Here is a 25895-nt window from a genome sequence, read left to right as displayed (position 1 = left end):
TCAACCAAACTTCGGCGATGATAGCCTGACCATTTTTTCCATAGTGTCCTACCTAAACGTTTAATTGTTCGAAGTAATTCATTTCGCTCTAGCGAGCTACTCTTTGTATCTTTCCATGGTTTCGCATTTTTTCTAGGTGGAATCACCGCATGTGCTTGCCGATCTGCAATGACCTGACGGCATTGCTTGGTGTCATAAGCTCCATCGGTATAAACAGAGTCAATCTGCTCATCTTGTGGAATCTGATTAAGTAAATCACCAAGCACCTGTGAATCACAGACATTATTGGTTGTGAGCTGAATAGCGCGTATTTGTAGGGTTTTGGCATCTATACCAATATGTAGTTTACGCCATTGGCGACGATATTCAGCTCCATGTTTCTTGCGTTTCCATTCGCCCTCACCTAGAAACTTCATCCCTGTAGAGTCTACGAGTAGATGCAGCCCATCGCTACTTTTTTGGTAGCTGATTGCAATATCAATATGCTTTTGTCTTCTACAAAGCGTACTGTAATCTGGTGCGGTCCAATTTAATCCGCAAAGTTTAATCAGACTTTGCACAAAGCCAGTGACCATACGTAAAGATAGACGGAATAAGGATTTAATCATTAAGCAGCATTGGATGGCTGCGTCGGAGTAGGTTTGATTTCGCCCTTGTTTGCCTTTTGATGGAGCATACCATTGCGTAGCAGGATCAAACCAAAGGGCAATATTTCCGCGATTAATGAGTGCTCGGTTATATGCGGGCCAATTGGTTGTGCGGTAGATTTTGTGTGTAGGCTTCTTCATTTGAAAATTATATCGCTGAAAAAGCCTTTACAGATAGGTTTGTGCAACAAAGCCTCAGTGTACTAGAAATAATAGAAAAATCTGGAGAGGAAAGTATTTCCTTTGAGTTGAAAACGATATTATTTTCATTGTTGACATAAAATAATTCATCAACATGTAAATCAACTCGATGGTCTACATAAATAATTTCTAAATCTAAATTTTTTTCTTTCAGGTACAGCGCTAAAATCTTTTGAAAAGATGGTATTTTTTTAACTCTTTCATCGAGTATAAGCGTTTTAATATTATATTTATTAAGTAAATCTGAATTTAATAAAAGAATTTTAGGAGATATTTCTATAAGCCAATGATAATAGTTAAAAACACCATTTCCACCTAGAAAAATAGCGTGCGGAATATTTTTTTTTCTTTTGTTGTAACGGAAGATTGTATTTTTATGATTATGCCATTTAATAATTCCAGTCGAGTAATTACAGTACCTAATATCGGCATGCTTTATTCGTTCAAATACTGCATTTGTAGCTGTAATCAGATGGCTTGAGTTAGTATTTATAATGACATTGCTGAATCTATATAAATTAATTTCAGGTATTTCAGCTTTGAAATCAAATTTTTGATTCAAGTTAAGAGTTTTAGGTTGAAAATTTAGGTTATTTTTACAATATTTAAATGTCAGAATTTTTTCATGATCGAGCTCATCAAGCCATACAATTTTTCTGGTTTCGATCCTTTTTATCTTCTTTAATAAAACCTTAACGTATTGAGATGTATATGTATTCTTTTTTATTAAATACTTAATAAGGAGGCGACCAAGCATTTTAGCAACTCTATGAAAATCATCTAGACATTAAATAAATCAGATAGTACTTTAATCTAAGAACCAGCGCTTTTAAAGGATTTTTCTTCTGATAGGGGCGGACTTTATATTTTTTCTGAATGCGATAAACCGCTTTGGCATAATCAGGTTCATCTTTATATTGGTCCACAATTTTGAGAACCTCTTGATACATCAACTCTAAATTCTTACTGATATTATGTTCATGAGATCTATAACCAACTAAAGCATGAGGAATATAGATGATCTTTTTATCTAATTTACTGAGCTTTAACCATAAGTCCCAATCCTCAACTTTGGTGTTTGGATTGAATCCGCCCACTTCACGCAGTATCGCAGTTTTAATCATTTGAGAAGATGCAGGTAAGTCAAATCGATGCATAAAAATTCGATGGAATTTATATTCACCATAACCATTCACATTGCACTTAATCGTTTGATTTTGGGCATCTATAGAGTGATTTCCGCCACAAATACACACAATATCTGGGTCTTGTTGAAATGCTTCAAGTTGTAGACGTGTCTTTTCTGGGAAAATGATGTCGTCTGATGCTAAAGTACAAAAAAATTGTCCCTCAGCCCATTCAAGTGCCTCATTAAGCGTATTACATAATCCTCGATTAGCTCTATATCTAAATTCAAATCGGACAAAGCGCTCCTTACATTGAGCAATAAGAGGTTTGATTTTTTCAATAGAGGTATCTGTTGAGCCATCATCAATGATGATGAGCTCAATGTTTTCATAGCTTTGGTTTAAAGCACTTTTAATTGCATCTTGGATATATTGCCCATGATTATAACTGGGAATTGCAATAGTGACTAAAGGGTGAAATGCCGAATGACTCATACAGGATTAAACTCATTACAAAGCTGAATAATCCTTTGAACTTCATCCAATTGAAGGGTAGGTCCAATCGGTAGACTCATCACTTCTGCATGCATTTGCTCTGAAATAGGATAACTTTGATCATTCCACTCTTTATAGGCTTGTTGTTTATGTGGTGGGATAGGGTAATGAATAAGTGTTTGAACCCCATGCTCCGCTAAATAGTTCTGTAAAAGATCTCTATATTCAGTTCGAATGACGAACAGATGCCAAACATGCTGCTGATACTCTTCTGCATTGATCTGGCTTAATGGCAGTTTGATAAAGGGAGTATTGATATTATCCAGATATAAGCGTGCGATTTTGCGACGATGTTGCACTTCCTGCTCTAAAAAGCTTAATTTAATATCGAGCATGGCGGCTTGAATTTCATCTAGGCGACTGTTTACACCAGGTACTAAATTTTTATATTTTTCATGCGAGCCATAGTTGCGAAGTGCGCGTAGCATTTGGGCCAGCTCTTCATTATTGGTTGTGATTGCACCTGCATCACCTAGCGCACCTAAGTTTTTACCCGGATAAAAGCTGAAGCCAGAAGCATCGCCCCAATTGCCTGCTTTAATTCCATGAATTTCTGCACCGTGACTTTGTGCAGAGTCTTCAAGTACCAATAGGTTATTTTTTTTTGCAATTTCCATAATTTCAGGCATTGCAGCAAGTTGTCCATAAAGGTGGACAGGTAAAATAACTTTGGTTTTTTCTGTAATAACCGCTTCAATTTTCTTTGGATCAAGGTTAAAAGTCTGTGGGTCCGGCTCAACCAAAACAGGTGTAAGCTGGTTGGCACTGATTGCCAAAATACTTGCGATATAAGTATTTGAAGGGACGATGACTTCATCACCTTCTTTGAGTTGACCAAGCTCTTTCCAGGCTCTTAAGGTTAAGATAAGCGCATCTAAACCATTGGCTACACCAATCGCATATTTCGTACCGCAAAATTTGGCGAAATTCAGCTCAAATTGTTCGAGTTCTTTTCCGCCAATATACCAACCCGAATCGATCACGCGTGTACAGGCTTCAATTAGTTGTTGTCGATACTGTCGATTAATACTTTTAAGATCAAGAAAAGGAATCATTGCTCAATATAACCTTTAATTATTGCTGGATTGCCTACCATAATTGCATTTTCTGGCACATCTTTTGTTACGACCGCACCAGCACCAATCAAGGCATTTTTTCCGATACGAATACCCGGTAAGATGGTTGCATTCGCCCCAATACTGGCCCCTTGCTCTACAACCGTTTTTGCAAAACTGTCAGGATATTGTTTAGAACGTGGTTTTTTATCGTTGGTAAAGGCCACGGATGGGCCAATAAACACATTATCTTCTAGGGTAATGCCATCCCAAAGATAGACACCAGATTTTACCGTGACATTGTCACCAATGTGCACATCATTCTCGATTAGGGTATGGGCACAAATATTACAACCAGCACCAATCACCGCATTTTTGAGAATAACGCTATATTGCCAAACACGTGTATTTTGACCGATATGAGGGCTATGCACATCAGATAATGGGTGAATAAATGGACGATTCACAACACTGATAAATTCATCATAACTGCGGATATAATCGCTTTCATCATAATGTTCACTTGCCAACACTAATAACACACAATCTTCTGAAAAGTCGTGCATTTCACGCCAAGTCATACTTTCGATAATCAAGCCTTGGGTTGGAGAGTTAAGTAAAACTTCTTCTTTACTATATCCATCATCTAAAATGAAACGGCATTGTCCATGTAGGCAAATTGCTAGCTGTTTTAAGTCTTTATGTGCGTGAAAGCCTCTAGGTTTATTCTTTGAAGCGGAAAAAATATAATAAATACGTTTAATATCAAAAGGAATATGTTGGTTCGCTTCAATTGCGACCAGTCCACCGCGCTGATCACCCAAATCAGGCAAATCAATAAGTTTCTTTAAGCTCATATTTCATGCACCAAAGAAATTAAATATCGACCATAGTCATTTTTATTCATACTTTGGCCAATTTCTAGCACTCGCTGTTTGCTTAACCAGCCATTATTAAAGGCAATTTCTTCTAAACATGCCACTTTATAACCTTGACGTTTCTCCAAGGTTTCTACAAATTGTGCAGCCTCAAGTAAGCTTTCATGTGTACCAGTGTCAAGCCAAGCAAAACCTCGACCCAGTAATTCAACATTTAAGTCACCACGTTCTAGATACATCTGATTAACAGTCGTGATTTCTAATTCACCCCGTTCGGATGGTTTGACCTGTTTCGCGATTTCAACCACATCATTGTCATAGAAATAAAGACCGGTGACCGCAAAATGTGATTTTGGCTGTTTGGGTTTTTCTTCAAGAGAAATGGCACGTTTTTGTTCATCAAATTCAACTACGCCAAAGCGTTCTGGATCTTTAACTTGATATCCAAAAACTGTCGCGCCTTTTTGGCGGGCAACGGCTTGACGTAACATCGGCGTAAAACCTTGACCATAAAAAATATTATCGCCAAGAACCAGACACACGTTACTTTTACCAATAAATTGTTCGCCAATGATAAAGGCTTGGGCCAATCCATCTGGGCTTGGCTGGACGGCATAACTCAGCTCTATCCCCAATTGAGAGCCATCGCCAAGTAAGCGTTTAAACCCATCGATATCGTCAGGTGTACTAATAATCAGGACTTCACGAATCCCTGCCAGCATCAGTACTGAAAGCGGATAGTACACCATGGGCTTATCGTAAATCGGGAGTAACTGTTTTGAAATGCCTTTGGTAATAGGGTAGAGGCGAGTACCTGAACCCCCAGCAAGAATAATACCTTTTGTTGACATTATAGGTGTACCCCTAATCTTTCACGTTGATAGCTGCCATCTTGGACATGGCGACACCATTCTAAATTATCTAAATACCATTCAACTGTTTTACGGATACCTGTTTCAAATGTTTCTTGAGGTTTCCAGCCCAGTTCACGTTCTATTTTTGTGGCATCAATCGCATAACGCAAATCATGTCCTGGTCGGTCTTTCACGAACGTAATAAGGTTTTCATAAGGTTGAACATTATCTTGTGGACGTAATTCATCCAAAATTCTACAAATGGTCTTCACCACTTCGATATTTTGTTTTTCATTATGTCCGCCGATATTATACGTTTCCCCAACAGTACCTTGAGTGACAACTTGATATAAGGCGCGAGCATGGTCTTCGACAAATAACCAATCTCGAATCTGGTTTCCGGTGCCGTAGATTGGCAGGGCTTTACCATCTAAGGCATTCAGAATGACTAATGGAATCAATTTTTCAGGAAAGTGATATGGACCATAATTATTAGAGCAATTGGTTACAATAGTGGGCAGGCCATAAGTTCGTTGCCACGCCCGAACCAAGTGATCCGAACTGGCTTTACTGGCTGAGTAAGGTGAACTTGGTGCGTATGCTGTTGTTTCGGTAAATAAGTCTGTGGTACTTTCTAAATCACCATACACTTCATCAGTTGAAATGTGGTGAAAGCGAAATTTCACTTTTTTATTTTGATCTAATGTCTGCCAATATTGGCGAGTGGCTTCTAATAAGCTGTAAGTTCCTACAATATTGGTTTGAATAAATGCACTCGGCCCATCAATAGAACGGTCAACATGTGACTCAGCAGCCAAATGCATAATTGCGTCAGGTTGAAATTGCTCAAATACTAGCGCTAGTTTTGATGCATCACAAATATCAACCTGTTGAAATTGATAACGTGGATTCTGATCAATTTCTTTTAATGATTCCAAGTTGCCAGCATATGTAAGCTTATCTAGATTCAGAACCTCATCATTCGTATTTTTTATAATATGACGTACAACGGCTGAACCAATAAATCCAGCTCCGCCTGTGATCAAGATTCGCATGAAACTACTTTCCTTTTAAATGATTCGATCATTAAATTATTCATTTGAAAAATAAATTATTTTTGAAATACTTCAAGAAATATTTATCTAACGTTAAACTTATTTTTAATAAAATTTTTCATCCCCTCCCCTAAACCGTTTATAACCCCACATATATTCAGCAGGAAAGCGGTTGATCATCTGTTCAACTGCCTGATTGAGTGCAGTGGTCGCAACTTCGATATCCCGATCATACAACTGCGGATCGTTGAGATCATCACAATACACATCAAATCCCTCACCATCGTCACGGCGGAAACAGCTTAGCCCGACTAAACGGCATTGGGTTTTCTGTGCCATTTTACTGGCCAATGTACTGGTGAGGCAGGGAATTCCGAAAAAAGGAACCACGACACCGCCAGAAGGGTCTGGGACATGGTCCGGCAGAATCACACTGAAACCGCCTTGTTTTAGATTCTTAAATAAGGCTTTAACCCCAGACGCATCTGTCGGCACTAAGGTTGCATTCAGACGTTGACGTGCATGTAAGGCAAATGCATTGAATCCCGAGTCTTTCATCGGTTTATACATGATGGTCGGGATGCCATATTGATGTACCCAGGCATTCATCATTTCCCATGTACCCAGATGTGGGGTAATGATCAGTGCGCCACGAGGATCACTCAGTGCATCGGTCAGGACTTCCAGGTGATGCACGGTATGAATCTGTTGAATGCTCCACTCGGGGGGCATGGCCCAGCATTTTCCAGATTCGATATAACTGAGACATTGCTTGGTCACACTTTCACGTGCAAGCTGTTCCTTTTGCGCTTGGCTGAGTTCAGGATAAGCCAGCCCAAGATTGACTCTGGTTTTCCACAGCATACTTTTATTCGGGTTTTGATTGATAAAGTAAGCCGCCACTTTCGCGATACTGCGCAAAAATGGGAGGGGGAGAATACGGAGCAGAGTAGGGTAAAACGACATGCTAGTAGGTCTTATTTATCGGCATTGCCTTTAAGCACCATATAAATCAGTGCCACAAAAATCAGTAAGGCGCCCACCAGACTACTTACGCAGAAGTATAAAATACGTTGGTTGGTATCCATATTGAAAAGTTCATTTGCCAGGATGTAACGCATAAAGAACCATTGAGCAAGTGAAAACACAATAATGATAATTGTATGTCGACGTACATCAGGACGCATTGCCATAAGACTGACCTCTCAATAAAAAGCAGTCTATTATGCCATTAGCGGCCATGATCTCAAAGCAAAACTCGGTATTATAAAAAAACCCTGCAGCGCGCAGGGTTTTTGTTGAAGCATAAACTCAAGGTTTATTTTTCTTCAGCTTTTGGCTTTTCGCGTAAACGAATACCCAAGTCACGCAATTGATTTGCTTCAACTGGTGCTGGCGCTTGAGTCAACGGACATTCAGCAGTCTTGGTTTTCGGGAATGCAATCACATCACGAATCGAAGATGCACCTGTCATCAACATGATCAAGCGGTCAAGACCGAATGCCAAACCACCGTGCGGAGGCGCACCGTAACGTAATGCATTCAGTAAGAAGCTGAATTTCTCTTCTGCTTCTTCTTCACCAATGCCTAAAGCTTCAAAAATTGCCTTTTGCATTTCTAAAGTATAGATACGAAGTGAACCACCACCGATTTCAGTACCGTTCAGTACCATATCGTAGGCAACAGACAGTGCTTCACCTGGATTGTTCTTCACTTCTTCAACGCTTGATTTTGGCAGGGTAAATGGATGGTGAACAGAGGTCCATTTACCATCATCCGTTTCTTCAAACATTGGGAAATCAACAACCCAAAGTGGCGCCCACTCACACGTTGCAAGATTAAGATCATGGCCGATTTTCACACGAAGTGCGCCCATCGCATCGTTTACAACTTTGGCTTTATCTGCACCAAAGAACACGATGTCGCCATTCTCAGCACCCACACGTTTTAATAAATCAAGTACGATTGGCTCGATGAATTTAACGATTGGTGATTGAAGACCTTCGATGCCTTTTTCAAGCTCGTTGACTTTGATGTAAGCCAAGCCTTTCGCACCGTAGATACCGACAAATTTGGTGTATTCATCAATCGCACTACGCGGTAATGAACCAGCACCAGGAACACGTAAAGCAACGATACGGCCTTTAGGATCTTTTGCAGGACCTGCGAAAACCTTGAACTCAACGTCTTGCATCAAGTCTGCAACGTCAACAAGTTTCAATGGAATACGCATATCCGGTTTGTCAGATGCATAATCACGCATTGCGTCAGCGTAAGTCATACGTTCAAACTTATCGAATTTTACATTCAATAATTCGTTGAACATTTTAACTGTTAAGCCTTCCATTAAATCCATGATGTCATCGTCACTCATGAACGATGTTTCAACGTCGATCTGGGTAAATTCAGGCTGACGATCCGCACGTAAATCTTCGTCGCGGAAACATTTAGCAATTTGGTAATAACGATCGATACCACCCACCATCAACAACTGTTTGAACAACTGTGGTGATTGTGGAAGTGCGTAGAAGCTACCATTTGAAACACGGCTTGGTACTAAATAGTCACGTGCACCTTCTGGCGTTGCGCGAGTCAAGATTGGTGTTTCAACGTCAAGGAAACCATGATCTTCAAAATAGTTACGGATCAAGTTGGTGACTTTAGAACGGAAACGTAAGCGCTCTAACATTTCTGGACGACGGATGTCCAAGAAACGGTATTTCAAACGAATTTCTTCTGAAATATTGGTATTTTCGTCATTCAACGGGAATGGCGGAGTATCAGAAGCTGCAAGAACTTCGATCTCTTTACCTAAAACTTCAATCTGGCCACTCACCATGTTGGCATTTTCAGTACCTTCATAGCGACGACGAACACGACCTGTAATTTTTAAAACAAATTCTGAACGTGCTTTATCTGCTGTTGCGAATGCTTCAGGGGTATCTGGATCGATCACCACCTGTACGAGACCATCACGGTCACGCATATCAAGGAAAATCACACCGCCATGGTCACGGCGACGATGAACCCATCCGCATAAAGTCACTGTTTGATCGATTTGGGCTTCAGTTAAAGAGCCACAGTAATGAGTGCGCATCATATTGAATTATTTATCCAAACTATATTGGCTGTAGAAGGTGAATGCGTAAACAGCGCAGCACCAATGAAGGGGAGATTATGCCTTGTTGAACGTATAGTCTCAAGTCTTAATGTTTTCAAGCGAATTTTAAACACACGCTTTTTGTTAAAATGATTTGCTACGGGCAGTTCGATCCAAAAACAAGAATAATAGACAGGCCATGGTAAAGACGGTTAAGCCTGCTTGGGTAAATTCATTCATCGATTTGCCAATAAAAAAATAAGGTTCATTTTTCCAAAGATCAGTACTGATATGACGGCTATAGTCCAGCACTGACAACAGTCCATAGAAGACGGAAAGGACAATACCGGTCAGCGCCAATCCTTTGAGTCTGGACGGAATGGGATGATGATGTTGATGCGTTTTATAATAATCCCAGCACATTTTCATCAAAAACGGCAGAGCAATAATTGAAGAGCCAATCTGTAAGACAAAATGTAATGGATAACTAAAACCCCACAATGAAATGTTATGGGCCAGTATTTCTTTAAAAGCAAATGTTCGAAAATCAAGATGGGTGAGTCCATCCCAGATCAAATGTGTGCTGATTCCAATGATAAGTGCAATGCAATTCAAAAAGCTGAAAGAAATAAAATCATCCAGTGACTTGATATTTAAAGGATCTTGAATCTCAAGACAACGATAAGTCACAGGACGATAGATGATATACCACAATAGACAAAAGCAGAGGCCAAGCGGTAGGTTCGGAAATAAGAGGCCGGCCCATTGATGGGTTAAAGGTGTATTTTCTTGCGTAAATAATCGATAAAGATCAGGTGTCATACAACCAATCGCCAAGGCGGCGACAGGTAAATATCCCTGGCTCAGTTTGGATAAAGGTGGAGCAAGTACAGCATGTGACAGAGTAAAAGGCATATCGTTGGGGAATAACCATTGATTGCAAACATGGACAAGCAGTTTAACAAATGTGCTTGGTCAGACTGTTTTTTATTGCAAAATAAATGAAATGTTATAATATAACAAAAAATAACGATCAACTGATTCGAGACACGGTATGTCATTTCCGCACAATATTTTGACCTTATCCATTTTAGCTGCTGTTTCTGTATCTGCCTTTGCAGCAGAAAATGAACCAGTGACCACCTTAGATACCATACGTATTAAAGCGCATCCGCTTGAGCAAACCTCAAAAGATTTTGCGGTTGCAGACACCGTTGTAGATGAAAAACGTTTACAACAGGGGGCTGTGACCATTGGTGAAGCGCTGAGCAGTGAGCCTGGCATTTATTCAAATCAGTTTGGCGCAGGTTCTAGTCGTCCTGTCATTCGTGGACAAGATGGCCCACGCGTTAAGGTGCTGCAAAATTCATCAGAAAACATTGATGTTTCTACCTTGTCTCCTGACCATGCGGTAACAGTCGATCCGGCACTGGCCAAGCAGGTTGAAGTGATTCGCGGGCCATCTACCTTATTATTTGGCGCGGGAACCGTTGGCGGGCTGGTCAATGTCAATGACAGCAAGATTCCAACAGCAATGCCTGAAAAAGGTTACGAAGGGAATGTGGGTTTACGTTACAACACAGGCAGTGATGAAAAGCTGGCAACTGCAGGTGTCACGGTTGGGCTGGGTGATCAAGTGGCGTTACGGGTCGAGGGGCTGAAACGCGAAGCTAATGACTATATCGCACCTGACTATCGCCATGAAGGTGAGAAAGAGCGCCGTGTCGGCAATACCTTTGCTAAAGGCGAAACCGTCAATGTTGGCTTGTCCTGGATTTATGATCGCGGTTTTACCGGAGTTTCTTATAGCAACCGTCAGGATCAGTATGGCTTGCCGGGGCATAGCCATGAATATGAAAACTGTAAAGCCCATCTGAGTGGCCGTCCGCATCTGCACTGTGGTGACCATGATCATGAAGAGGGCGAGGACGATCACGATCATGGACATGGCGATCACGACCACGATCATGCTCATGAAACCGGGCCGTGGATTGACCTGAAATCTGAGCGTTATGATGTGCGCACAGAATTGAATGATCCATTTGCTGGCTTTAAAAAGTTACGTGCGCAAGCCAGCTATACCGATTATCAACATGATGAAATTGAAGAAGACACCATCGCCACTCGCTTTAAAAACAAGGGCTATGATGGTCGTCTAGAGTTGGTACACAATCCGATTGGCCCATGGGAAGGAGTGATTGGTACGCAATATGGTCAGCAAAAACTAAAACTTACTGGTGAAGAAGCCTTCTTGGCACCGAATACCACCAAGAAATGGAGTATCTTTGGCTTAGAGCATGCACAATTTAATGATGTTCATGTAGAACTGGCAGCTCGTGCAGAAAAACAGAAAATTGATATTGATGATTCAAGCAAAAAAGATTTTGACGGTTCAGCCTTTTCTGTTTCGGGTGCTGCCAACTGGGAGTTTGCACCAGACTATAAACTTTCTCTGGTTGCGTCACATCAGGAGCGCTTACCGCTGGCGCAAGAGTTATATGCCAATGGCGGACATTTTGCCACCAATACCTATGAACTGGGCAATGATGGTTTAAGTAAAGAGAAGTCAAATAATGTCGAACTCGGTCTGCATTATGACAATGACAAGTTTGACTACGATGTACATGTCTATCACAACTGGTTTGATGACTATATCTATGCGCAAACGCTAGACCGTTATAAAGATTTCCGTTTAGTGGAATATACCCAGGATCAGGCACGTTTCTATGGTGCAGAGGCGGAAGCGGGTTACCAGATCTCGGACATGTATAAAGTCGGCGTGTTTGGTGATTATGTTCGTGGCAAAATCGACAATGAAAATGCACCGCGTGTGCCGGCTGGACGCTTAGGCACCAAAGTAAATGCGGACTTTGGTGATGGCTTTAGCGGTTCAGCTGAATACTACCATGTGTTCCAGCAAGACAAGATTGCAGCGTATGAAACCGATACCCAAGGCTATAACATGTTGAATCTGGGAGTGGCATATTCAGGTAAATACAGCAATGTCGGCGATTATCGTGTGTATTTCAATGCCAATAACTTGCTGGATGATCAGGTTTATCAACATGCATCGTTCTTATCCACGATTCCACAAGTGGGCCGTAACTTTACCGTTGGGGTGAATTTTAACTTCTAATTTTTCACTTAAATCTTATTGAAAAATCAAAGTATAAGCTCTAGCCTACATAAAGTTCCCCCTCTTTGATAAAGAGGGCTGGGGAGATTTTTATTCGGCTAGGGCTTTTTTTGTTTATATGCGCATCTTCCAACGAATCCATCGAAAATTAAACTGGTCAGGTCGACGTTACATGGCAGTCATATTGAGTATTTTTGCGATTGGGTACATTGCTTCGGCAGTCTACCACACAGTAAAACCACTCCCGAAAGGGCTGGATTTTACCGGGCAGTTGCGTCATGCCAATGTGAAATTTTTAGCCGATCAGACCTATATCGATTCCCAAGGCCAGCAACAGGTGGAGCAGCATATTTTCAAGGAAGTCTTCCATTTAATTGATCAGGCACAGACCACCATTGTGCTGGATATGTTCCTGTTTAATCAGGAAGTCGGCGCTTCTAAGGTGAAACAGTTGCCTTTGATGCAAGAATTGACTGATGCGCTGATCGTGAAGCGTCGTTTGCATCCAAATGTAGAAGTTGTGGTGATTACTGATCCGATTAATTCGGTTTATGGCGGCATGACACCAAAACATTATCTACAATTGCGTCAAGCAGGTGTGGATGTGATCGAAACCGATTTAAAACCATTGCGTGCGTCTAATCCGCTTTGGTCAGGGTTCTGGTATATCTGCTGTCAAAACCTGGGTAATAATCCTGAGGGCGGCTGGTTAAGCAGCCCGTTTGGTAATGATAAGATTACTTTGCGCAGTTATCTGGAGTTGTTCAACTTCAAGGCCAATCATCGTAAAACCTTGGTGGTTGATACGGTGGATGGCTGGAAAAGTCTGGTGACCTCAGCCAATCCACACGATGGCAGTTCGCATCATAGTAATGTTGCACTGGTGGTAGATGGACCAACCGCGATTGATGTTTTACAAACTGAACAAGCGGTTGCCAACATGTCAAAGGGTTCCAGTCCCTTTGTGATTATGGGCGGTGTGAGCGAAGACAAAACCTTGCCGCAGGTGCAAGTGCTGACTGAAAAAGCCATTTATGATGGCATTTTGAAAATGATTGAGACTGCCAAGAGCCAAGAACATCTGGACATGGCCATGTTCTATTTGTCGGAACGCAATATTATTGAAGCACTTAAGCAAGCGCAACAACGTGGTGTCAACATCCGGATCATGATCGACCCGAATAAGGATGCATTTGGTCGTCAAAAGAATGGCATGCCGAATCGCCAAGTCGCATCAGAACTTCATGCTGCAGGTATTCCAATTCGCTGGTGCGATACGCGTGGTGAACAGTGCCATAGCAAGATGTTGCTGAAATACAATGCCCAGCAAGCGGAAATCATTCTCGGTTCTGCTAATCTGACCGCACGCAACCTGAAAAACTATAATCTTGAAACCGATATGCGTGTGATTGGTTCAGCACAAGCGCCAGTGTTTAAAGATGCAGGGCAATACTTTGATGCCGCATGGAGCAACGCCAATGCACGTCAAATTACGGTGGACTATGCAAAATATGCCGATGAATCCAAAGTGAAATACTGGATCTATCGTTTTATGGAATGGTCAGGCTTATCCACTTTTTAATTAAGCATACATAGAGTTCTACACAATGGCGAAGATTAAACTGAATATCAGACAGGATCAGCAGATTGATTTAGATGTGCATCAATTCAATCATTATGCCGATATTGTTGAAATTCAAAATTGGGCAGAATTGTTAGAATGCTATCGCTCCCTTAAACAGGAAGTCTATCCTAAAAAAGTGTTTCTGGTTCTGGATGATCGAGCACAGGCAGAATACACCTCGATGCATGCGGTCGAGGATGAGCGTCTGTATGTTGATTTTAGTGACGACCTCAAGGGAATTGAAGTCGATGATCCACGATGGGAGCAAACGTATCAAAATGTATGTGTTCCAAAACAATTGCAGCATTATCTTCAGCAATTGAATGATCCCGCACAGCAGCAGCGTTTTGAAAGCCTGGCTGAAAAAATGCAGCATTACGATGAAAATGACTTAGAAGCACTGCTTTATTTCAATCAAGATCTATTGATCTCTACTCATACTGAAATCATGGTTAAAGTGGCGGCTGTTGAAACAGACGCATTGAAATTGGCGATGCTACCGAATGGCTATTTTTCTTGTGATTTTGATCCTTTTGAGAATTATGCGCTGATTCAAAAAATGCAGCCCTATGGTTTTGAATTTATCGGCCTCGGAGCAGCGTTATTAGGATGGATCAAAACAGCAGATTTTAAAGCTGAAAAGGTTGAAGATTTAATTCTGGATTTGGCTTTGATTTATCCTTTAGACGCTTCCCATCAGCAACAACTGAAAGCGCTCATTTTAAAACATGATTATCTGATTTTACCTTATTCTGAATCACCGCAAGAATATTTAGGTTACGACCTATCCTGATTCAGGATGAGTGTTCAACACGCTAAATTCAGAAGCTTAGTTGGCATTCAGCGTGTTGAAAGTGATATATCCTCAATAAAAAAATTAAGGACTCGGTGGAATCAACTGATCCAGATCTTTATCGGCCATTTGCTCCAGCTCACTTAAATCGGTTTTGATTTTCCACTGGCTTTCATCATCGACCGGGTTGGGTAAGCGCGCCTCTAACCAGTCACAAACCACATCCGGGCTAAATTCCGGATGATTACACTGGATCACCCAGCCTAGAAAATCTTTGGCTTCACCATTCATATAGGGTGGTGGTGATACAGGGAAAAACTGGGTCGGTAAACGTTCATTGGTGGATAAATAATTGAGGACATGTCCAAGTTCTTGCACGGTTTGCCATGCCAAGGCATGTTCAACATCAATATTGAATTTAAACCACCAAGCATGCTGACCATCTGCACCATGCGCCACAATACGGGATTCTTGTACGCTAGGCACTTTACAGAAAAATTGATAGAGACGATCAAAATTCATTTCAGCCACAGATGTTGCCTCAAAACCAAAAAACTGATTCTAACATATCTACGCAAAGCTACAGCTTGCTGCATTTTATCCATGAAATTGAACAGTTAATCTGAAAAAATATGATGACAACAGTGGCGCTTGTTTTTTATTCTAAAATAGAAAGACACTCTGCTTTTAGGGAGATCACGATGCAGCAATTTCAACCTTATATTTATGGCTTGGCAGCTATATTGAGCTATCTCCCTATGATGAGCCATGCTGATAATGGTTGGGGTGGTTATAGCGGGGTAGAGCGCCGTTCCTATCACCAGCAGAGGCCGGCCTATCAACCGCCTGCGCAAGACCCGTTTGCGTTCTCGAATCAGCGCGCGACACCGACTGCGCCACCGAAAGGCTATTATTATCAGCCCTATCAAAATAATGATTATCCTCACCGGAATCATCGACCGGGTGTTCGTGTCGAATATTATCCGGACACTCAATATGAGCGTAGCTATCGCCGGGAGTCTTTTGTAGTGGGAAATGAGCTACCGGGTGAGTTCCGTAGCGAGCGTTATGTGCTGCGGGATTGGGATTCTTATTCTTTGCGTGAACCGCCACGTGGTCGACATTGGGTGGTGGTCGATGGGCGTTATCTTTTAGTGACCGATGATAACTTTACCATTGAGATGATTCGCTGATCTGACATCTGCTTTTTAATTCTGGATGGAGCGGATTCTCCACAATTTCTCGCTATTCATTACAAAGCTTTGCAATGTCGCGAGTTTTATTCATGCTTTCTCCTAGAGTTTTTCTTAATCTGATTTCAGATCGGAAAAACAGAGGATCAAACAATGAAAAAGACCGTCGTATTGCTTGTATCAACACTCATGCTCGGTGTATCTGCATCAGCAATGGCAGATTCAAACCGTTGGAATAATGATCATAAAGACCGTTATGATCAGCGCTATGATCGTTATGACCACCGACATGATCACCGTGAACAACCACGCTGGTCGAATAGTGATCGGGGCAATCATTATGGCCAACGCATTAATTTCAAACGTGGCGAGCGTTTACCGTCAGAATTCCGTAGTCATCGTTATGTGGTATCCAATTATCGCTACCACCGCCTTTATCAGCCACCACGTGGCTATAACTGGATGCAGGTACAAGGAAAATATGTCCTGGTAGATTCCAAATATCGTATTTTCCGGGTGGCATAACCCCCACATTAAAAAAGCAGGCAATCCGCCTGCTTTTTCTATTTATGCCAGTTCATCATCTTGTGGCCGAGGTGTTTTGTTGGAAGGCAAGGGTTGTTCCTGATCTTTACCACGAATCACGGAAGGGTAGTTCCACGATGCAAAACGTACCACCAGAATCGCCACCGCTAAAATCAGGATCGAACCTGTGGTAATCACCAAATCCATCGATGCTTTATGATTGTGTTGAATATCGGCAATCAGCAAACGGGTCAGTGCGGTAATCGCGACATAAATCAAAAAGCGTACCGGCATGTGATTGGTCTTGAAATAAATCCCGACCATGGCGCCCAGTTCCAGATAGATAAACAGCAGCAAGATGTCATCAATGGTGGCGTACTGTTTTACGGTCAGAATTTCAATCACGGTATGTACGGCTGACCATGCAATCATACAGCCGATAATAAACAGGGCTAAATAATGAAAGGCTTCAACTGCGTAATGACCGAAGCGATCAAGTAGATGAGGTAAGCCTTCAAGTTTATCTTTTGAATTCGACATGGCGGTTTATATGCTCAACATGATGATTGGAATGATATGCAAGTTTTATGCTGATTTTATTATAGGCATAAAAAAACTGCCTCAACCTAGATTGAGGCAGTTTTTATGATTGAATGCGACTTAAGCTTGATTGGTGAAGTAATCTTCGCTGAAGTTCATGATCAAGTCTGATCCTGCTTTGATTTTCGCTAAACGCGCATCGAGTTCAGGCAAGATACGATCGACAAAGTATTGTGCCAATGCAATTTTGTTCTGGTAGAAATCACCAGACTTGTCTTTTGCAGCAGCCGCGATTTTTGCGAACATATAGGCGAAGCTGAGTAAACCCACAGCATGTAAGTAGTCAACTGCAGCTGAGTTCGGGAACTCTGCATTTTCAGCTGCTTGTTCAATGATGAACTGGGTGATCGCTTCAATTTCAGTTGCAGCGTCTAGAGTTGCATCTTTAATGAAGTTCAAGTCCGTGTCTAAGTCATTGGCAAAGTCACGGATCTCGGTGATGTATTCTGCGATGAATGCGCCACCACATTTAATGGTTTTACGACCAATTAAATCTTGAGATTGAACGCCGTTGGTGCCTTCGTAAATTTGAGCAATACGAAGATCACGGATACATTGTTCCATACCCCATTCACGGATATAACCGTGTCCACCGAAGACCATTTGCGCATCGAGCGTCGCCTGGAAAGCAGTGTCCGTGAGGTACGCTTTTGCGATTGGTGTTAAAAGTGCAACGCGGTCGTTGGCTTTCTTCACGGCTTCAGCATCAGTTGAGAATTTAGTGATGTCGAGCTGTTGACCGACATACACCGCAAATGCACGAGATGCTTCGTTGTTGGCACGTACATTGAGCAACATACGACGTACATCGCCATGCACTAAAATGCTGTCTGCCGATTTGTTTGGTGATTGAACGCCAGAAGCACTACGACCCTGTAAACGATCAGTCGCGTATTGTGCTGCATTTTGATATGCAAATTCAGAAGCACCGAGACCTTGGATACCCATTGATAAACGTTCGTAGTTCATCATCACGAACATCGCAGCAAGGCCTTCGTTTTCTTTACCGACAAGATAACCTTTGGCACCGTCAAAGTTCATCACGCAAGTCGCAGATGCCTTGATCCCCATCTTGTGTTCGATTGAACCGGGACCAACAGGGTTGCGTTCACCCAATGAACCATCTTCATTCACCAAGAATTTCGGTACGATAAATAACGAAATGCCACGTGAACCTGCAGGTGCATCAGGGGTTTTCGCAAGGACCAGGTGAATGATGTTTTCAGCGAGATCGTTATCACCACCGGTGATGAAGATTTTAGTACCGGTAATGTTATAGGTACCATCTTCATTGCGTTCAGCTTTGGTTTTGATAATACCTAAATCTGTACCAGCATGTGGCTCGGTTAAGCACATGGTACCTGACCATTCACCCGAATAGATTTTAGGTAAATAGGTTTCTTTTTGCTCTTGTGATGCATAGCTGTTTAAAGCCATACCTGCACCCACAGAAAGAAGCGGGTAGAGCATGAATGATGGGTTGGTGGCGAATAGCATTTCATCAGACAGTACCGTTAGCATTTTCGGCATGGCCTGACCGCCCCATTCTTCGTCTGCACCTAAGCCGATCCAGCCGCCTTCAGCGTATTGGCGGAATGCTTCTTTAAAACCTGCGGGTGTGAAAACTTCACCATTTTCCCAACGTGCGCCTTCTTCATCACCCGTACGGTTTAACGGATGTGTCACGTTTTGGGCAAATTTCGCCATTTCTTCTAAAATTGCTTCAGCTGTTGCAGCATCTACATGAGCCAGGTTTTCATTGGCCTGCCAAAATTGTTCTGCTTTAAATACATCATTTAAGATGAATTTCATGTCTGCTAGAGGAGCATTGTAAATTGGCATAATCGTTCCTTTCTACGCACAGCGTCATGTGCAAAATGATCAAATAAAACGAACAAATGAATTGAATCGTATAAATTTAGCATTGATTAAACAAAAAAAGGACGGTCAAAACTGACCAGTCCTTTTTCCGTGATGAACGTTGCATCTCATTCTAAACTATGTTTAGAAAGCGAAGTGTTCCGCATCAAGTTCAAACAATGGCGCAACGCCAGTTGAAAGTACATCTACATGCGAACGAACACGTGGCAGGATCTTCTTGAAGTAGAAGCGAGCTGTGGTCACTTTTGCATTATAGAAGTCAACATCAGTGGTACCTTCAGCCAATTTCTCTTGAGCCACAAGTGCCATACGTGCCCATAAGTAAGCAAGCGTTACATAGCCAGAGAAGTAGAGGTAGTCAACCGCAGCTGCACCCACTTCATCCGGATTTTGCATTGCACGCATACCGATTTGCATGGTGATATCGCCCCATTCCTTGTTTGCAGCAGCCAATGGTGCAATGAACTCTTGCATCGCAGCATTGTCTTTGTTTGCTTCAACAAATTTATGGATGATCTTGGTGAAGTCTTTCAACATTGCACCTTGAGTTTGCAATACTTTACGACCTAACAAGTCAAGCGCTTGAATCTCGGTTGTTCCTTCGTATAGGCAAGCGATACGTGTATCACGTACGATTTGCTCCATACCGTGTTCAGAAATGAAGCCGTGACCACCAAAAACTTGTACACCGTGCTTCGCAGATTCAGAACCAGTTTCTGTTAAGAATGCTTTTGCAATTGGTGTTAACAAAGACAAGATGTTGTCAGCAAACTTACGCTCTTCTTCAGTTTCGCCTTTTTCAACGATGTCTGCATATTGAGCCAATAAGTAAACCAGCGCACGACCACCTTCAGCAAATGACTTTTGCGTTAACAGCATGTTGCGGACAGCAGGGTGAACGATAATTGGATCAGCTTCTTTTTCAGGTGCTTTAGGACCAGAAAGCGAACGCATCGCTAAACGGTCTTTCGCATACGCCAAAGCGCCTTGGAAAGAAGATTCAGATGCAGATAAACCTTGAACCGCAGTACCGATACGCGCAGTGTTCATGAAGGTGAACATGCAGTTTAAGCCACGGTTTTCAGGGCCAATCAAGTAACCTTTTGCTTGGTCGAAGTTAATCACACAAGTCGCGTTACCATGGATACCCATCTTGTGTTCGATTGAACCACAACGTACTGCATTACGCTCGCCGATAGAACCGTCAGCATTGACATTGAACTTCGGTACGATGAATAGAGAAATCCCTTTGGTACCTTTTGGCGCGCCCGGTAAACGTGCAAGTACGATATGGATGATGTTTTCAGCCATGTCGTGTTCACCAGCAGAGATAAAGATTTTCTCGCCAGAGATTGCATAGCTGCCATCCGCATTTGGTTCAGCTTTAGAACGGATGATACCCAAGTCAGAACCTGCATGAGATTCAGTCAGGCACATGGTACCTGTCCAAACACCTGAAACAAGGTTTGGCAAGTAAGTATTTTTTTGCTCATCAGAACCGTGGTGTTCTAAAGTACGCACAGCACCATGAGAAAGGCCAGGGTACATACCCCAGGACCAGTTTGCAGTACCCACCATTTCAGAGATTGCGATCCCTAAAGAGTTTGGTAATGCCTGACCGCCAAACTCTTCATCAGCAGAAAGAGACGGGAAGCCAAGTTCGATATATTTTTGATACGCTTCTTTAAAGCCTGTCGGAGTCGTAACAACACCGTCGTTCCAAGTACAACCTTCGCGGTCGCCCACTTGGTTTAAAGGAGAAAGTTCGTTTTCGCAGAAATCAGCCGCTGCTTCTAAGTATTGATCAACCAATTCACGGCTTACTGTGTCTTGAAATGCAGGAAGTTTTGCGTAATGTGCTTCAGCATTTAATAATTCGTGCAATACGAACTGCATATCACGTAAGGGTGCTTTGTATTGTGGCATAGCGGGTTCCTCAATACTGGTTAAACCAGAGTTATAATCTTAGTCAATGATAAATGTGCCCAAGAGCACCATTTTGTAGCGCTAATCGTGCAACAAGTTATAGTTCGGTACAAGCTTTTGCAGGTCATTTCTTAGTGACTGCTAAGTCAAAGTTTATGGTTCAACCTGTTTAAGCGCTTAGATTGTAGGTGGTTTTCCAGCATTTGAGTGAAACTGTTCAGCTAAAATCGTAAGCAGCTGTGTATATGAAAAATCAATCATTTAACGCATAAAAAAAGGCGCTTTGAAAGCGCCGGAGAGGAGAGGGTGTTTATGTTGTTGGATTCGCTTGACGCTTGAATTGTGATTGGTCTGGGGTAAAACGAACTTCACAGGTGCCTTGAATGACACGTTTATTCCATTGCACGTTGACGCGTTCTCCGATACGTTTACCCTGACATGCCTGTTCGATCTGGGCGCGTTGAGCCTGATGTTGCTGACGCATTTGTTCGCGTTGTTCTGAACGCTGTTCACGTTTAGCTTGCCATTCAGCACGCTGTTCAGGGGTAAGTGGTGCACGTTGCATATTATGACGATGGTGGTCACGATCCATTGACTGTTCCGCTGGCGTGGTCGACTGACAGGCAGCTAAACCTAAAACAGAACCGAGTAAGGTGGTCATCAATACAATTTTTGTCTTGTTCATTGTTTTATCCAGCGTCAGCAGTTGTGATTTGATGCTTAAAGATTAGATAATAAAGATGAAGAAACAATGGAGAGTTTTTTTGAACCATGTTGGTTACAATCCATAAATAGAACACTATTGAGATTAAGCGTTTGAATGTTCGTCGTGTCCCTTTAGCCTTACGCCTGTTTTTAACGGTATTACTGACTACCTTGCTGATCGCGACCATCAGTCTGGGCGTTTTACATTGGACCATGCAAAAGAACTTTGCCCGCTATGTAGCCGATGTCGAGATGCAGAAATTGGATCGGCTGATTGCTAACCTAGGCAATGTTTATACGGTTTATCATGACTGGGGCAATGCCATTCAGGCGCAGATCTTGCAAATCGAGGGAACTGCAGCGCCAGACGACTACGACCGGCTGTCTCAATGGTGGTTACGTCGCCAGTATGATATTGCCTTGCAGCAACGTTATTTCAATGATCATACTTTATTGAGTCTGTCTCCGACGCTGGCGCAAAATAATGTTGAGATGAGAAATCGTCAGATCTTTAATGATGAAGAACTCAAAATCCTCAAACAAAATTTACCTTCCGAATATCAGCCTTTTGAGGGGCTGCGTTTTCCACTCAGCCCAAGCCAGTTCCGTCTAAAGAAAGATGATAAAGATGACAAACAGGAGCATAAATTAAGTACGCCTGCCGAGCATGGTAAAAAGCGTTTTGTCTCGATTCCTGACCGTTTAGGCTTGAGTTCACGCCTATCTTTATATGATGAAAATCAGCAGTTTATTGTCGGTGAGCCGGCTACCGATCAAATCTCGTTTCGTCCGATTATTGTAGATGAACGAGTGGTGGGTTATCTGGGCCTAAAACCAGTGCTGGATCAGGATGATGCGTCCAGTATTAACTTCTTTAGTAATCAAAAACGCTATCTGCTTTTGGTCTATGCATTAACGGTATTGTCTAGCCTGATTGCGGCACTGCTGATGGCGACCTATTTTAAAAAGCCGATTCAGCGCCTGTTAAAAGCCACTTTAGAATTGACGCGTGGTAACTATCAGCATCAGGTGAAGATCAGACGTAATGATGAATTAGGTGACTTGTCCAATCAGATCAATCATCTGGCAGACATCTTGCACCATCATGAAGAGTCACGCCGTCAATGGGTATCCGATACCTCGCATGAGCTGAAAACGCCATTGGCCGTGTTGCAGGCACAAATCGAAGCGATGCAGGACGGGATTCGTAAAGCCACGCCTGAACATCTTGCTGCCATGATGCGTCAGGTCAGCAGTTTGAAGAAATTAACCCAAGATCTGGCGGATCTGGCTCAGGCCGATGCGCAACAGTTGAAATGCTATTTTGCCGAAGTCAATCCGTGGGATGTGGTGCTGCAAGAAGTCGAAAACTTCAGATCAACCTTTGAGCAAAATCAGCTGGACGTTACCTTGTCGGGAGAGGGCGCTTTACTCTCGTTAGATCGTGATCGTTTTAAACAGATTATTGTCAATTTGCTGGGGAACTGTGTTCGCTATACTGAACAAGGTGGAAAAATACAGATTCACACTCAACAAGATGAGCAACAATGGATATTGTATGTAGATGACAGTCCATTGGGGATGAATGATGAGCAACTGGCCCGTCTGGGTGAACGTTTCTACCGTGTCGACGATTCACGTACACGCAGTACCGGCGGCACAGGGCTAGGTTTGGCTTTATCATGTAAACTGGCACAAGCTTTAGGTGGTTCACTGACTTTCGATCATTCACCATTAGGTGGATTACGTTGTGTACTGACTTTCCCGAAACAAAATACGTAACTTTTAGATCCTCTTTGGTTGAGGATGATGGATAGGATGAAGACCATGAAACATATCATGTTGGTTGAAGATGAGGTTGAACTGGCACAGTTGGTTCGTGATTATTTAGAAGCTGCTGGTTTTGAAGTCAGTATGTTCCATGATGGTCAAGATGCATACACCCAGTTCCAGCAACGTAAACCAAGCTTGATGATTCTGGATTTGATGGTGCCGCGTATGGACGGTTTAACCATCTGCCGTAAAGTACGTGAGCAGTCTGATTTGCCGATCATTATGGTGACGGCACGGACTGAAGAAATTGACCGTGTTTTGGGTCTCAATATGGGTGCAGACGACTATATCTGTAAGCCTTTCAGTCCCAAAGAACTGGTTGCCCGTGTTCAGGCTGTTTTGCGCCGTTTAGAGCGTAAAGCGGAACCTGAACAAAATGATCTATTCCGTATTGATAAAGCGCAGCAACGCATCTGGTATCAGCAAAAAGCATTGACCTTGACCCCAACAGAATTCCGTTTACTGGAGCTGTTTTTAGAACATCTTGGACAGGTCTATTCACGTGCACAGTTGCTCGATCATATCAATCCGGATAGCTTTGATGTGGCAGACCGTGTGATTGACAGCCATATTAAAAACCTGCGTCGTAAGATTTCAGAAGCAGCGGATACAGGCAATCGTCATGAATGGATTCAAGCGGTGTATGGTGTCGGTTATCGTTTTGAATATCCAGATGAGTAAAATATTAAAAGCCCTTTATTTATAGAGGGCTTTTTTTTTTGAATAAAAAATTGTCATTATAAATATAAATAGTTATTATTCCTCGCAAAGCCTATATATGGTTTTTTGAAATCCTAAATTTAAAACAATTTAGATAATAAGTTTATTATAAAAGGGGTCTCCAATGTTTAAAAAGACATTTTTAGCTTTCGCTTGTTCTACAGTTTTAGTTGCTTGTGGAGGAGGTGGTGGTAGCTCATCAAATAACACCGATAATGGTAATTCAGTCGCGCCTGTTTCAGATTTAGATAAAGCAAAACAGCTGATTGATACAACCAATAGTATTGTGGCTTATTTTGATAGTTTTGATAGTTTACAATCCCAATATCAACCAACCTTTGATGCTGTTAACGATGCCGGGAAGGATATTGACAATGCAGCAGGGTTGGTGCTCACACTTGCTACATTAGCCTATAATGATGCCCAAGGATCAAATAAGACCTATAATGCAGCACAATTGCAAACCTTGCTTGATAATGATGATTATATTGACTATCAATTAACGGATAGTACCTTTGCTGTGACAGTAAATGCATCATCCGTGACAGTTTCAGGCAGTGCAAAAGCAGAATATTGGACAAATACGATTTGGGATTTTAAAACCAATACATTGAAAGATATTTTTGGTGAAGGTGCTCAAGTGACGGTTAATGCTGTTAAGCTAGAAGCGCCTTATACCGCTGTAACGGATAAATATAATTTTAAAATCGTTGCAGGTGGGAAAATCCTAACCAAGAATGATGCAAATAAAAAAGATGCTTCTTTAGAGTTTAAGAGTGATAGTACAGCACAAGCTATTTATAGTACTGCTGCATTATTAGAGAATCGTGGGGATTCGCGTCCTGAGACTGCGGAACTTAAGTTCTCAAATGTTGTATTGAAAACAACAGATGCTGAAATTGAATTAACCGAGCTGGCAAGCAAAGCTAGAAAAGTTCAATTCAAAAACGGTAATAATTTGGGGACAGAGATCATTCCAACTGAACTTACTTTGAAAGGTAAAGCGATTAGTGGTTCGGAGAGTCTAAATTTAGATGCAAGTATCAAACTAAATAACGATTTAACCAAGACAATTGATATCACAAATGGTGAATCTGCTACATCATTTATTAATGCAGACCTAGTAGTAAAACTATCAGGCAATGTTAAAGGTGCTGCGAATGCAATCAAGCCATTTAATATTGATTTATCTGCTAAACGCAGTGATTATCAAAAAGGGACTGCAAATATTAAAATCTCAGTTGATCAAAATGCTTTAAATGTGGATGTCAAAACAGAAAATTTAGTTGCTGAAAAACCAGCTGTTTCTGCAAAAGTATCTCATGCAAATGGTGCATTTGTAGATATTGCAAATGTAGATCAGTTTACTTCAGCTGATATTAAAGTTGGCAATATCAAGTATGGAACAATCAATAAGGTTTCAAGAAGCGTTTATTCGGCCACCTTTATTGATAACACCACCAAAGCCATTGCGCCATAATCATGAA

The 25895-nt window shown here is 41.9% G+C and carries 24 protein-coding genes; 8 read left to right on the top strand and 16 right to left on the bottom strand.

From position 1 onward, the window contains the following. The 11 genes from ACINWC323_RS09290 to ACINWC323_RS09335 all read right to left on the bottom strand — a co-directional run. On the bottom strand, positions 1-788 hold a 788-nt coding region (locus tag ACINWC323_RS09290), incomplete at its 3' end, for an IS5-like element IS17 family transposase (RefSeq protein ID WP_009507051.1). 7 nt (positions 789-795) lie between these two features. Beyond that, on the bottom strand, positions 796-1605 hold the full coding sequence (locus tag ACINWC323_RS09295; RefSeq protein ID WP_009512180.1) for a glycosyltransferase family 61 protein: 810 nt from the start codon (positions 1603-1605) through the stop codon (positions 796-798). Between the two features lie 19 nt (positions 1606-1624). Continuing rightward, positions 1625-2470 carry a glycosyltransferase family 2 protein gene (locus ACINWC323_RS09300; protein WP_009512142.1) on the bottom strand — a complete coding sequence of 282 codons (846 nt, stop codon included), beginning with the start codon at positions 2468-2470 and terminating at the stop codon, positions 1625-1627. Next, positions 2467-3585, bottom strand: a complete 1119-nt coding sequence (locus ACINWC323_RS09305) for a DegT/DnrJ/EryC1/StrS family aminotransferase (RefSeq protein ID WP_009512099.1) — start codon at positions 3583-3585, stop codon at positions 2467-2469. The genes ACINWC323_RS09300 and ACINWC323_RS09305 overlap by 4 nt, the downstream gene beginning before the upstream one ends. Beyond that, positions 3582-4442: a WxcM-like domain-containing protein gene (locus ACINWC323_RS19765; protein ID WP_009512147.1), complete on the bottom strand. Its 861-nt coding sequence runs from the start codon at positions 4440-4442 to the stop codon at positions 3582-3584. The genes ACINWC323_RS09305 and ACINWC323_RS19765 overlap by 4 nt, the downstream gene beginning before the upstream one ends. Then, entirely contained in the window at positions 4439-5314 is an 876-nt protein-coding gene (gene rfbA, locus ACINWC323_RS09310) for a glucose-1-phosphate thymidylyltransferase RfbA (RefSeq protein ID WP_009512131.1), read from the bottom strand. Before rfbA ends, ACINWC323_RS19765 begins: the two co-directional genes overlap by 4 nt. Further along, the gene (gene rfbB, locus ACINWC323_RS09315) at positions 5314-6372 is read right to left on the bottom strand and encodes a dTDP-glucose 4,6-dehydratase (protein ID WP_009512094.1); all 1059 of its coding nucleotides are present in this window, start codon (positions 6370-6372) and stop codon (positions 5314-5316) included. The genes rfbA and rfbB overlap by 1 nt, the downstream gene beginning before the upstream one ends. A gap of 105 nt (positions 6373-6477) precedes the next feature. Beyond that, positions 6478-7338: a lysophospholipid acyltransferase family protein gene (locus tag ACINWC323_RS09320; RefSeq protein ID WP_032881473.1), complete on the bottom strand. Its 861-nt coding sequence runs from the start codon at positions 7336-7338 to the stop codon at positions 6478-6480. Positions 7339-7349: 11 nt separating this feature from the next. After that, entirely contained in the window at positions 7350-7565 is a 216-nt protein-coding gene (locus tag ACINWC323_RS09325; protein ID WP_005226863.1) for a hypothetical protein, read from the bottom strand. A 125-nt stretch (positions 7566-7690) separates the two neighbouring features. After that, entirely contained in the window at positions 7691-9472 is a 1782-nt protein-coding gene (aspS, locus tag ACINWC323_RS09330) for an aspartate--tRNA ligase (protein WP_005226864.1), read from the bottom strand. Positions 9473-9616: 144 nt separating this feature from the next. Next, positions 9617-10387: a DUF4184 family protein gene (locus tag ACINWC323_RS09335; protein ID WP_009512155.1), complete on the bottom strand. Its 771-nt coding sequence runs from the start codon at positions 10385-10387 to the stop codon at positions 9617-9619. A 139-nt stretch (positions 10388-10526) separates the two neighbouring features. Here ACINWC323_RS09335 and znuD point away from each other — a divergent pair, with 139 nt between their 5' ends. The 3 genes from znuD (at position 10527) to ACINWC323_RS09350 (ending at position 15025) form a co-directional block, all read left to right on the top strand. Continuing rightward, complete coding sequence (znuD, locus tag ACINWC323_RS09340; RefSeq protein ID WP_009512088.1) at positions 10527-12608, top strand: zinc piracy TonB-dependent receptor ZnuD; 2082 nt, start codon at positions 10527-10529, stop codon at positions 12606-12608. 118 nt (positions 12609-12726) lie between these two features. Next, positions 12727-14190, top strand: a complete 1464-nt coding sequence (locus tag ACINWC323_RS09345) for a phospholipase D family protein (RefSeq protein WP_155758131.1) — start codon at positions 12727-12729, stop codon at positions 14188-14190. Positions 14191-14215: 25 nt separating this feature from the next. Then, positions 14216-15025 carry a hypothetical protein gene (locus tag ACINWC323_RS09350; RefSeq protein ID WP_009512145.1) on the top strand — a complete coding sequence of 270 codons (810 nt, stop codon included), beginning with the start codon at positions 14216-14218 and terminating at the stop codon, positions 15023-15025. 84 nt (positions 15026-15109) lie between these two features. Here ACINWC323_RS09350 and ACINWC323_RS09355 read toward each other — a convergent pair whose 3' ends face one another. Then, on the bottom strand, positions 15110-15547 hold the full coding sequence (locus tag ACINWC323_RS09355; protein ID WP_032870209.1) for a hypothetical protein: 438 nt from the start codon (positions 15545-15547) through the stop codon (positions 15110-15112). A gap of 179 nt (positions 15548-15726) precedes the next feature. Between ACINWC323_RS09355 and ACINWC323_RS09360 the strand changes: the two genes are divergently transcribed. Beyond that, entirely contained in the window at positions 15727-16218 is a 492-nt protein-coding gene (locus tag ACINWC323_RS09360; protein ID WP_009512090.1) for an RcnB family protein, read from the top strand. A 153-nt stretch (positions 16219-16371) separates the two neighbouring features. Then, positions 16372-16743, top strand: coding sequence for an RcnB family protein (locus ACINWC323_RS09365; RefSeq protein WP_009512079.1), 372 nt, complete (start codon positions 16372-16374; stop codon positions 16741-16743). 42 nt (positions 16744-16785) lie between these two features. Here the strand turns inward: ACINWC323_RS09365 and ACINWC323_RS09370 are convergent, their stop codons facing one another. The 4 genes from ACINWC323_RS09370 to ACINWC323_RS09385 form a co-directional block, all read right to left on the bottom strand. After that, positions 16786-17283 (bottom strand): phosphate-starvation-inducible protein PsiE, encoded by a 498-nt coding sequence (locus ACINWC323_RS09370; RefSeq protein ID WP_009512126.1) that lies wholly within the window; start codon positions 17281-17283, stop codon positions 16786-16788. A gap of 120 nt (positions 17284-17403) precedes the next feature. After that, positions 17404-19185, bottom strand: coding sequence for an acyl-CoA dehydrogenase C-terminal domain-containing protein (locus ACINWC323_RS09375; RefSeq protein WP_009512121.1), 1782 nt, complete (start codon positions 19183-19185; stop codon positions 17404-17406). A gap of 162 nt (positions 19186-19347) precedes the next feature. Continuing rightward, on the bottom strand, positions 19348-21150 hold the full coding sequence (locus tag ACINWC323_RS09380) for an acyl-CoA dehydrogenase C-terminal domain-containing protein (protein WP_009512093.1): 1803 nt from the start codon (positions 21148-21150) through the stop codon (positions 19348-19350). 310 nt (positions 21151-21460) lie between these two features. Then, positions 21461-21835, bottom strand: coding sequence for a heavy-metal resistance (locus tag ACINWC323_RS09385; RefSeq protein WP_009512082.1), 375 nt, complete (start codon positions 21833-21835; stop codon positions 21461-21463). Between the two features lie 131 nt (positions 21836-21966). On the opposite strand from ACINWC323_RS09385, the gene baeS reads away from it, so the two are divergent. From baeS to ACINWC323_RS09400, 3 genes are all read left to right on the top strand, one after another. Beyond that, a complete protein-coding gene (gene baeS, locus ACINWC323_RS09390; protein WP_009512103.1) occupies positions 21967-23637 on the top strand; it encodes a sensor histidine kinase efflux regulator BaeS in 1671 nt (556 codons plus the stop codon). A 45-nt stretch (positions 23638-23682) separates the two neighbouring features. Beyond that, positions 23683-24369, top strand: coding sequence for a response regulator (locus tag ACINWC323_RS09395; protein ID WP_004652437.1), 687 nt, complete (start codon positions 23683-23685; stop codon positions 24367-24369). A 163-nt stretch (positions 24370-24532) separates the two neighbouring features. After that, positions 24533-25888, top strand: a complete 1356-nt coding sequence (locus tag ACINWC323_RS09400) for a hypothetical protein (RefSeq protein ID WP_009512146.1) — start codon at positions 24533-24535, stop codon at positions 25886-25888. Positions 25889-25895 lie beyond the last annotated feature (7 nt).

This window comes from Acinetobacter sp. WC-323 (assembly GCF_000314615.1).
GTDB lineage: Bacteria > Pseudomonadota > Gammaproteobacteria > Pseudomonadales > Moraxellaceae > Acinetobacter > Acinetobacter courvalinii.
Note: the sequence above shows the minus strand (reverse complement) of the source record. Positions and strands in the feature narration are given on the sequence as shown.

Excerpts from the sequence above, each read along its gene's own strand:
- ACINWC323_RS09355 (WP_032870209.1), bottom strand. The coding sequence starts at position 15,547 with ATGAATTTTGATCGTCTCTATCAATTTTTCTGTAAAGTGCCTAGCGTA.
- ACINWC323_RS09300 (WP_009512142.1), bottom strand. The coding sequence starts at position 2,470 with ATGAGTCATTCGGCATTTCACCCTTTAGTCACTATTGCAATTCCCAGT.
- ACINWC323_RS19765 (WP_009512147.1), bottom strand. The coding sequence starts at position 4,442 with ATGAGCTTAAAGAAACTTATTGATTTGCCTGATTTGGGTGATCAGCGC.
- ACINWC323_RS09350 (WP_009512145.1), top strand. The coding sequence starts at position 14,216 with ATGGCGAAGATTAAACTGAATATCAGACAGGATCAGCAGATTGATTTA.
- aspS (WP_005226864.1), bottom strand. The coding sequence starts at position 9,472 with ATGATGCGCACTCATTACTGTGGCTCTTTAACTGAAGCCCAAATCGAT.
- ACINWC323_RS09375 (WP_009512121.1), bottom strand. The coding sequence starts at position 19,185 with ATGCCAATTTACAATGCTCCTCTAGCAGACATGAAATTCATCTTAAAT.
- znuD (WP_009512088.1), top strand. The coding sequence starts at position 10,527 with ATGTCATTTCCGCACAATATTTTGACCTTATCCATTTTAGCTGCTGTT.
- ACINWC323_RS09320 (WP_032881473.1), bottom strand. The coding sequence starts at position 7,338 with ATGTCGTTTTACCCTACTCTGCTCCGTATTCTCCCCCTCCCATTTTTG.
- ACINWC323_RS09325 (WP_005226863.1), bottom strand. The coding sequence starts at position 7,565 with ATGGCAATGCGTCCTGATGTACGTCGACATACAATTATCATTATTGTG.
- ACINWC323_RS09305 (WP_009512099.1), bottom strand. The coding sequence starts at position 3,585 with ATGATTCCTTTTCTTGATCTTAAAAGTATTAATCGACAGTATCGACAA.
- ACINWC323_RS09380 (WP_009512093.1), bottom strand. The coding sequence starts at position 21,150 with ATGCCACAATACAAAGCACCCTTACGTGATATGCAGTTCGTATTGCAC.
- ACINWC323_RS09365 (WP_009512079.1), top strand. The coding sequence starts at position 16,372 with ATGAAAAAGACCGTCGTATTGCTTGTATCAACACTCATGCTCGGTGTA.
- rfbB (WP_009512094.1), bottom strand. The coding sequence starts at position 6,372 with ATGCGAATCTTGATCACAGGCGGAGCTGGATTTATTGGTTCAGCCGTT.
- ACINWC323_RS09385 (WP_009512082.1), bottom strand. The coding sequence starts at position 21,835 with ATGAACAAGACAAAAATTGTATTGATGACCACCTTACTCGGTTCTGTT.
- ACINWC323_RS09400 (WP_009512146.1), top strand. The coding sequence starts at position 24,533 with ATGTTTAAAAAGACATTTTTAGCTTTCGCTTGTTCTACAGTTTTAGTT.
- ACINWC323_RS09295 (WP_009512180.1), bottom strand. The coding sequence starts at position 1,605 with ATGCTTGGTCGCCTCCTTATTAAGTATTTAATAAAAAAGAATACATAT.
- rfbA (WP_009512131.1), bottom strand. The coding sequence starts at position 5,314 with ATGTCAACAAAAGGTATTATTCTTGCTGGGGGTTCAGGTACTCGCCTC.
- ACINWC323_RS09345 (WP_155758131.1), top strand. The coding sequence starts at position 12,727 with ATGCGCATCTTCCAACGAATCCATCGAAAATTAAACTGGTCAGGTCGA.
- ACINWC323_RS09335 (WP_009512155.1), bottom strand. The coding sequence starts at position 10,387 with ATGCCTTTTACTCTGTCACATGCTGTACTTGCTCCACCTTTATCCAAA.
- ACINWC323_RS09395 (WP_004652437.1), top strand. The coding sequence starts at position 23,683 with ATGAAACATATCATGTTGGTTGAAGATGAGGTTGAACTGGCACAGTTG.
- ACINWC323_RS09370 (WP_009512126.1), bottom strand. The coding sequence starts at position 17,283 with ATGTCGAATTCAAAAGATAAACTTGAAGGCTTACCTCATCTACTTGAT.
- ACINWC323_RS09360 (WP_009512090.1), top strand. The coding sequence starts at position 15,727 with ATGCAGCAATTTCAACCTTATATTTATGGCTTGGCAGCTATATTGAGC.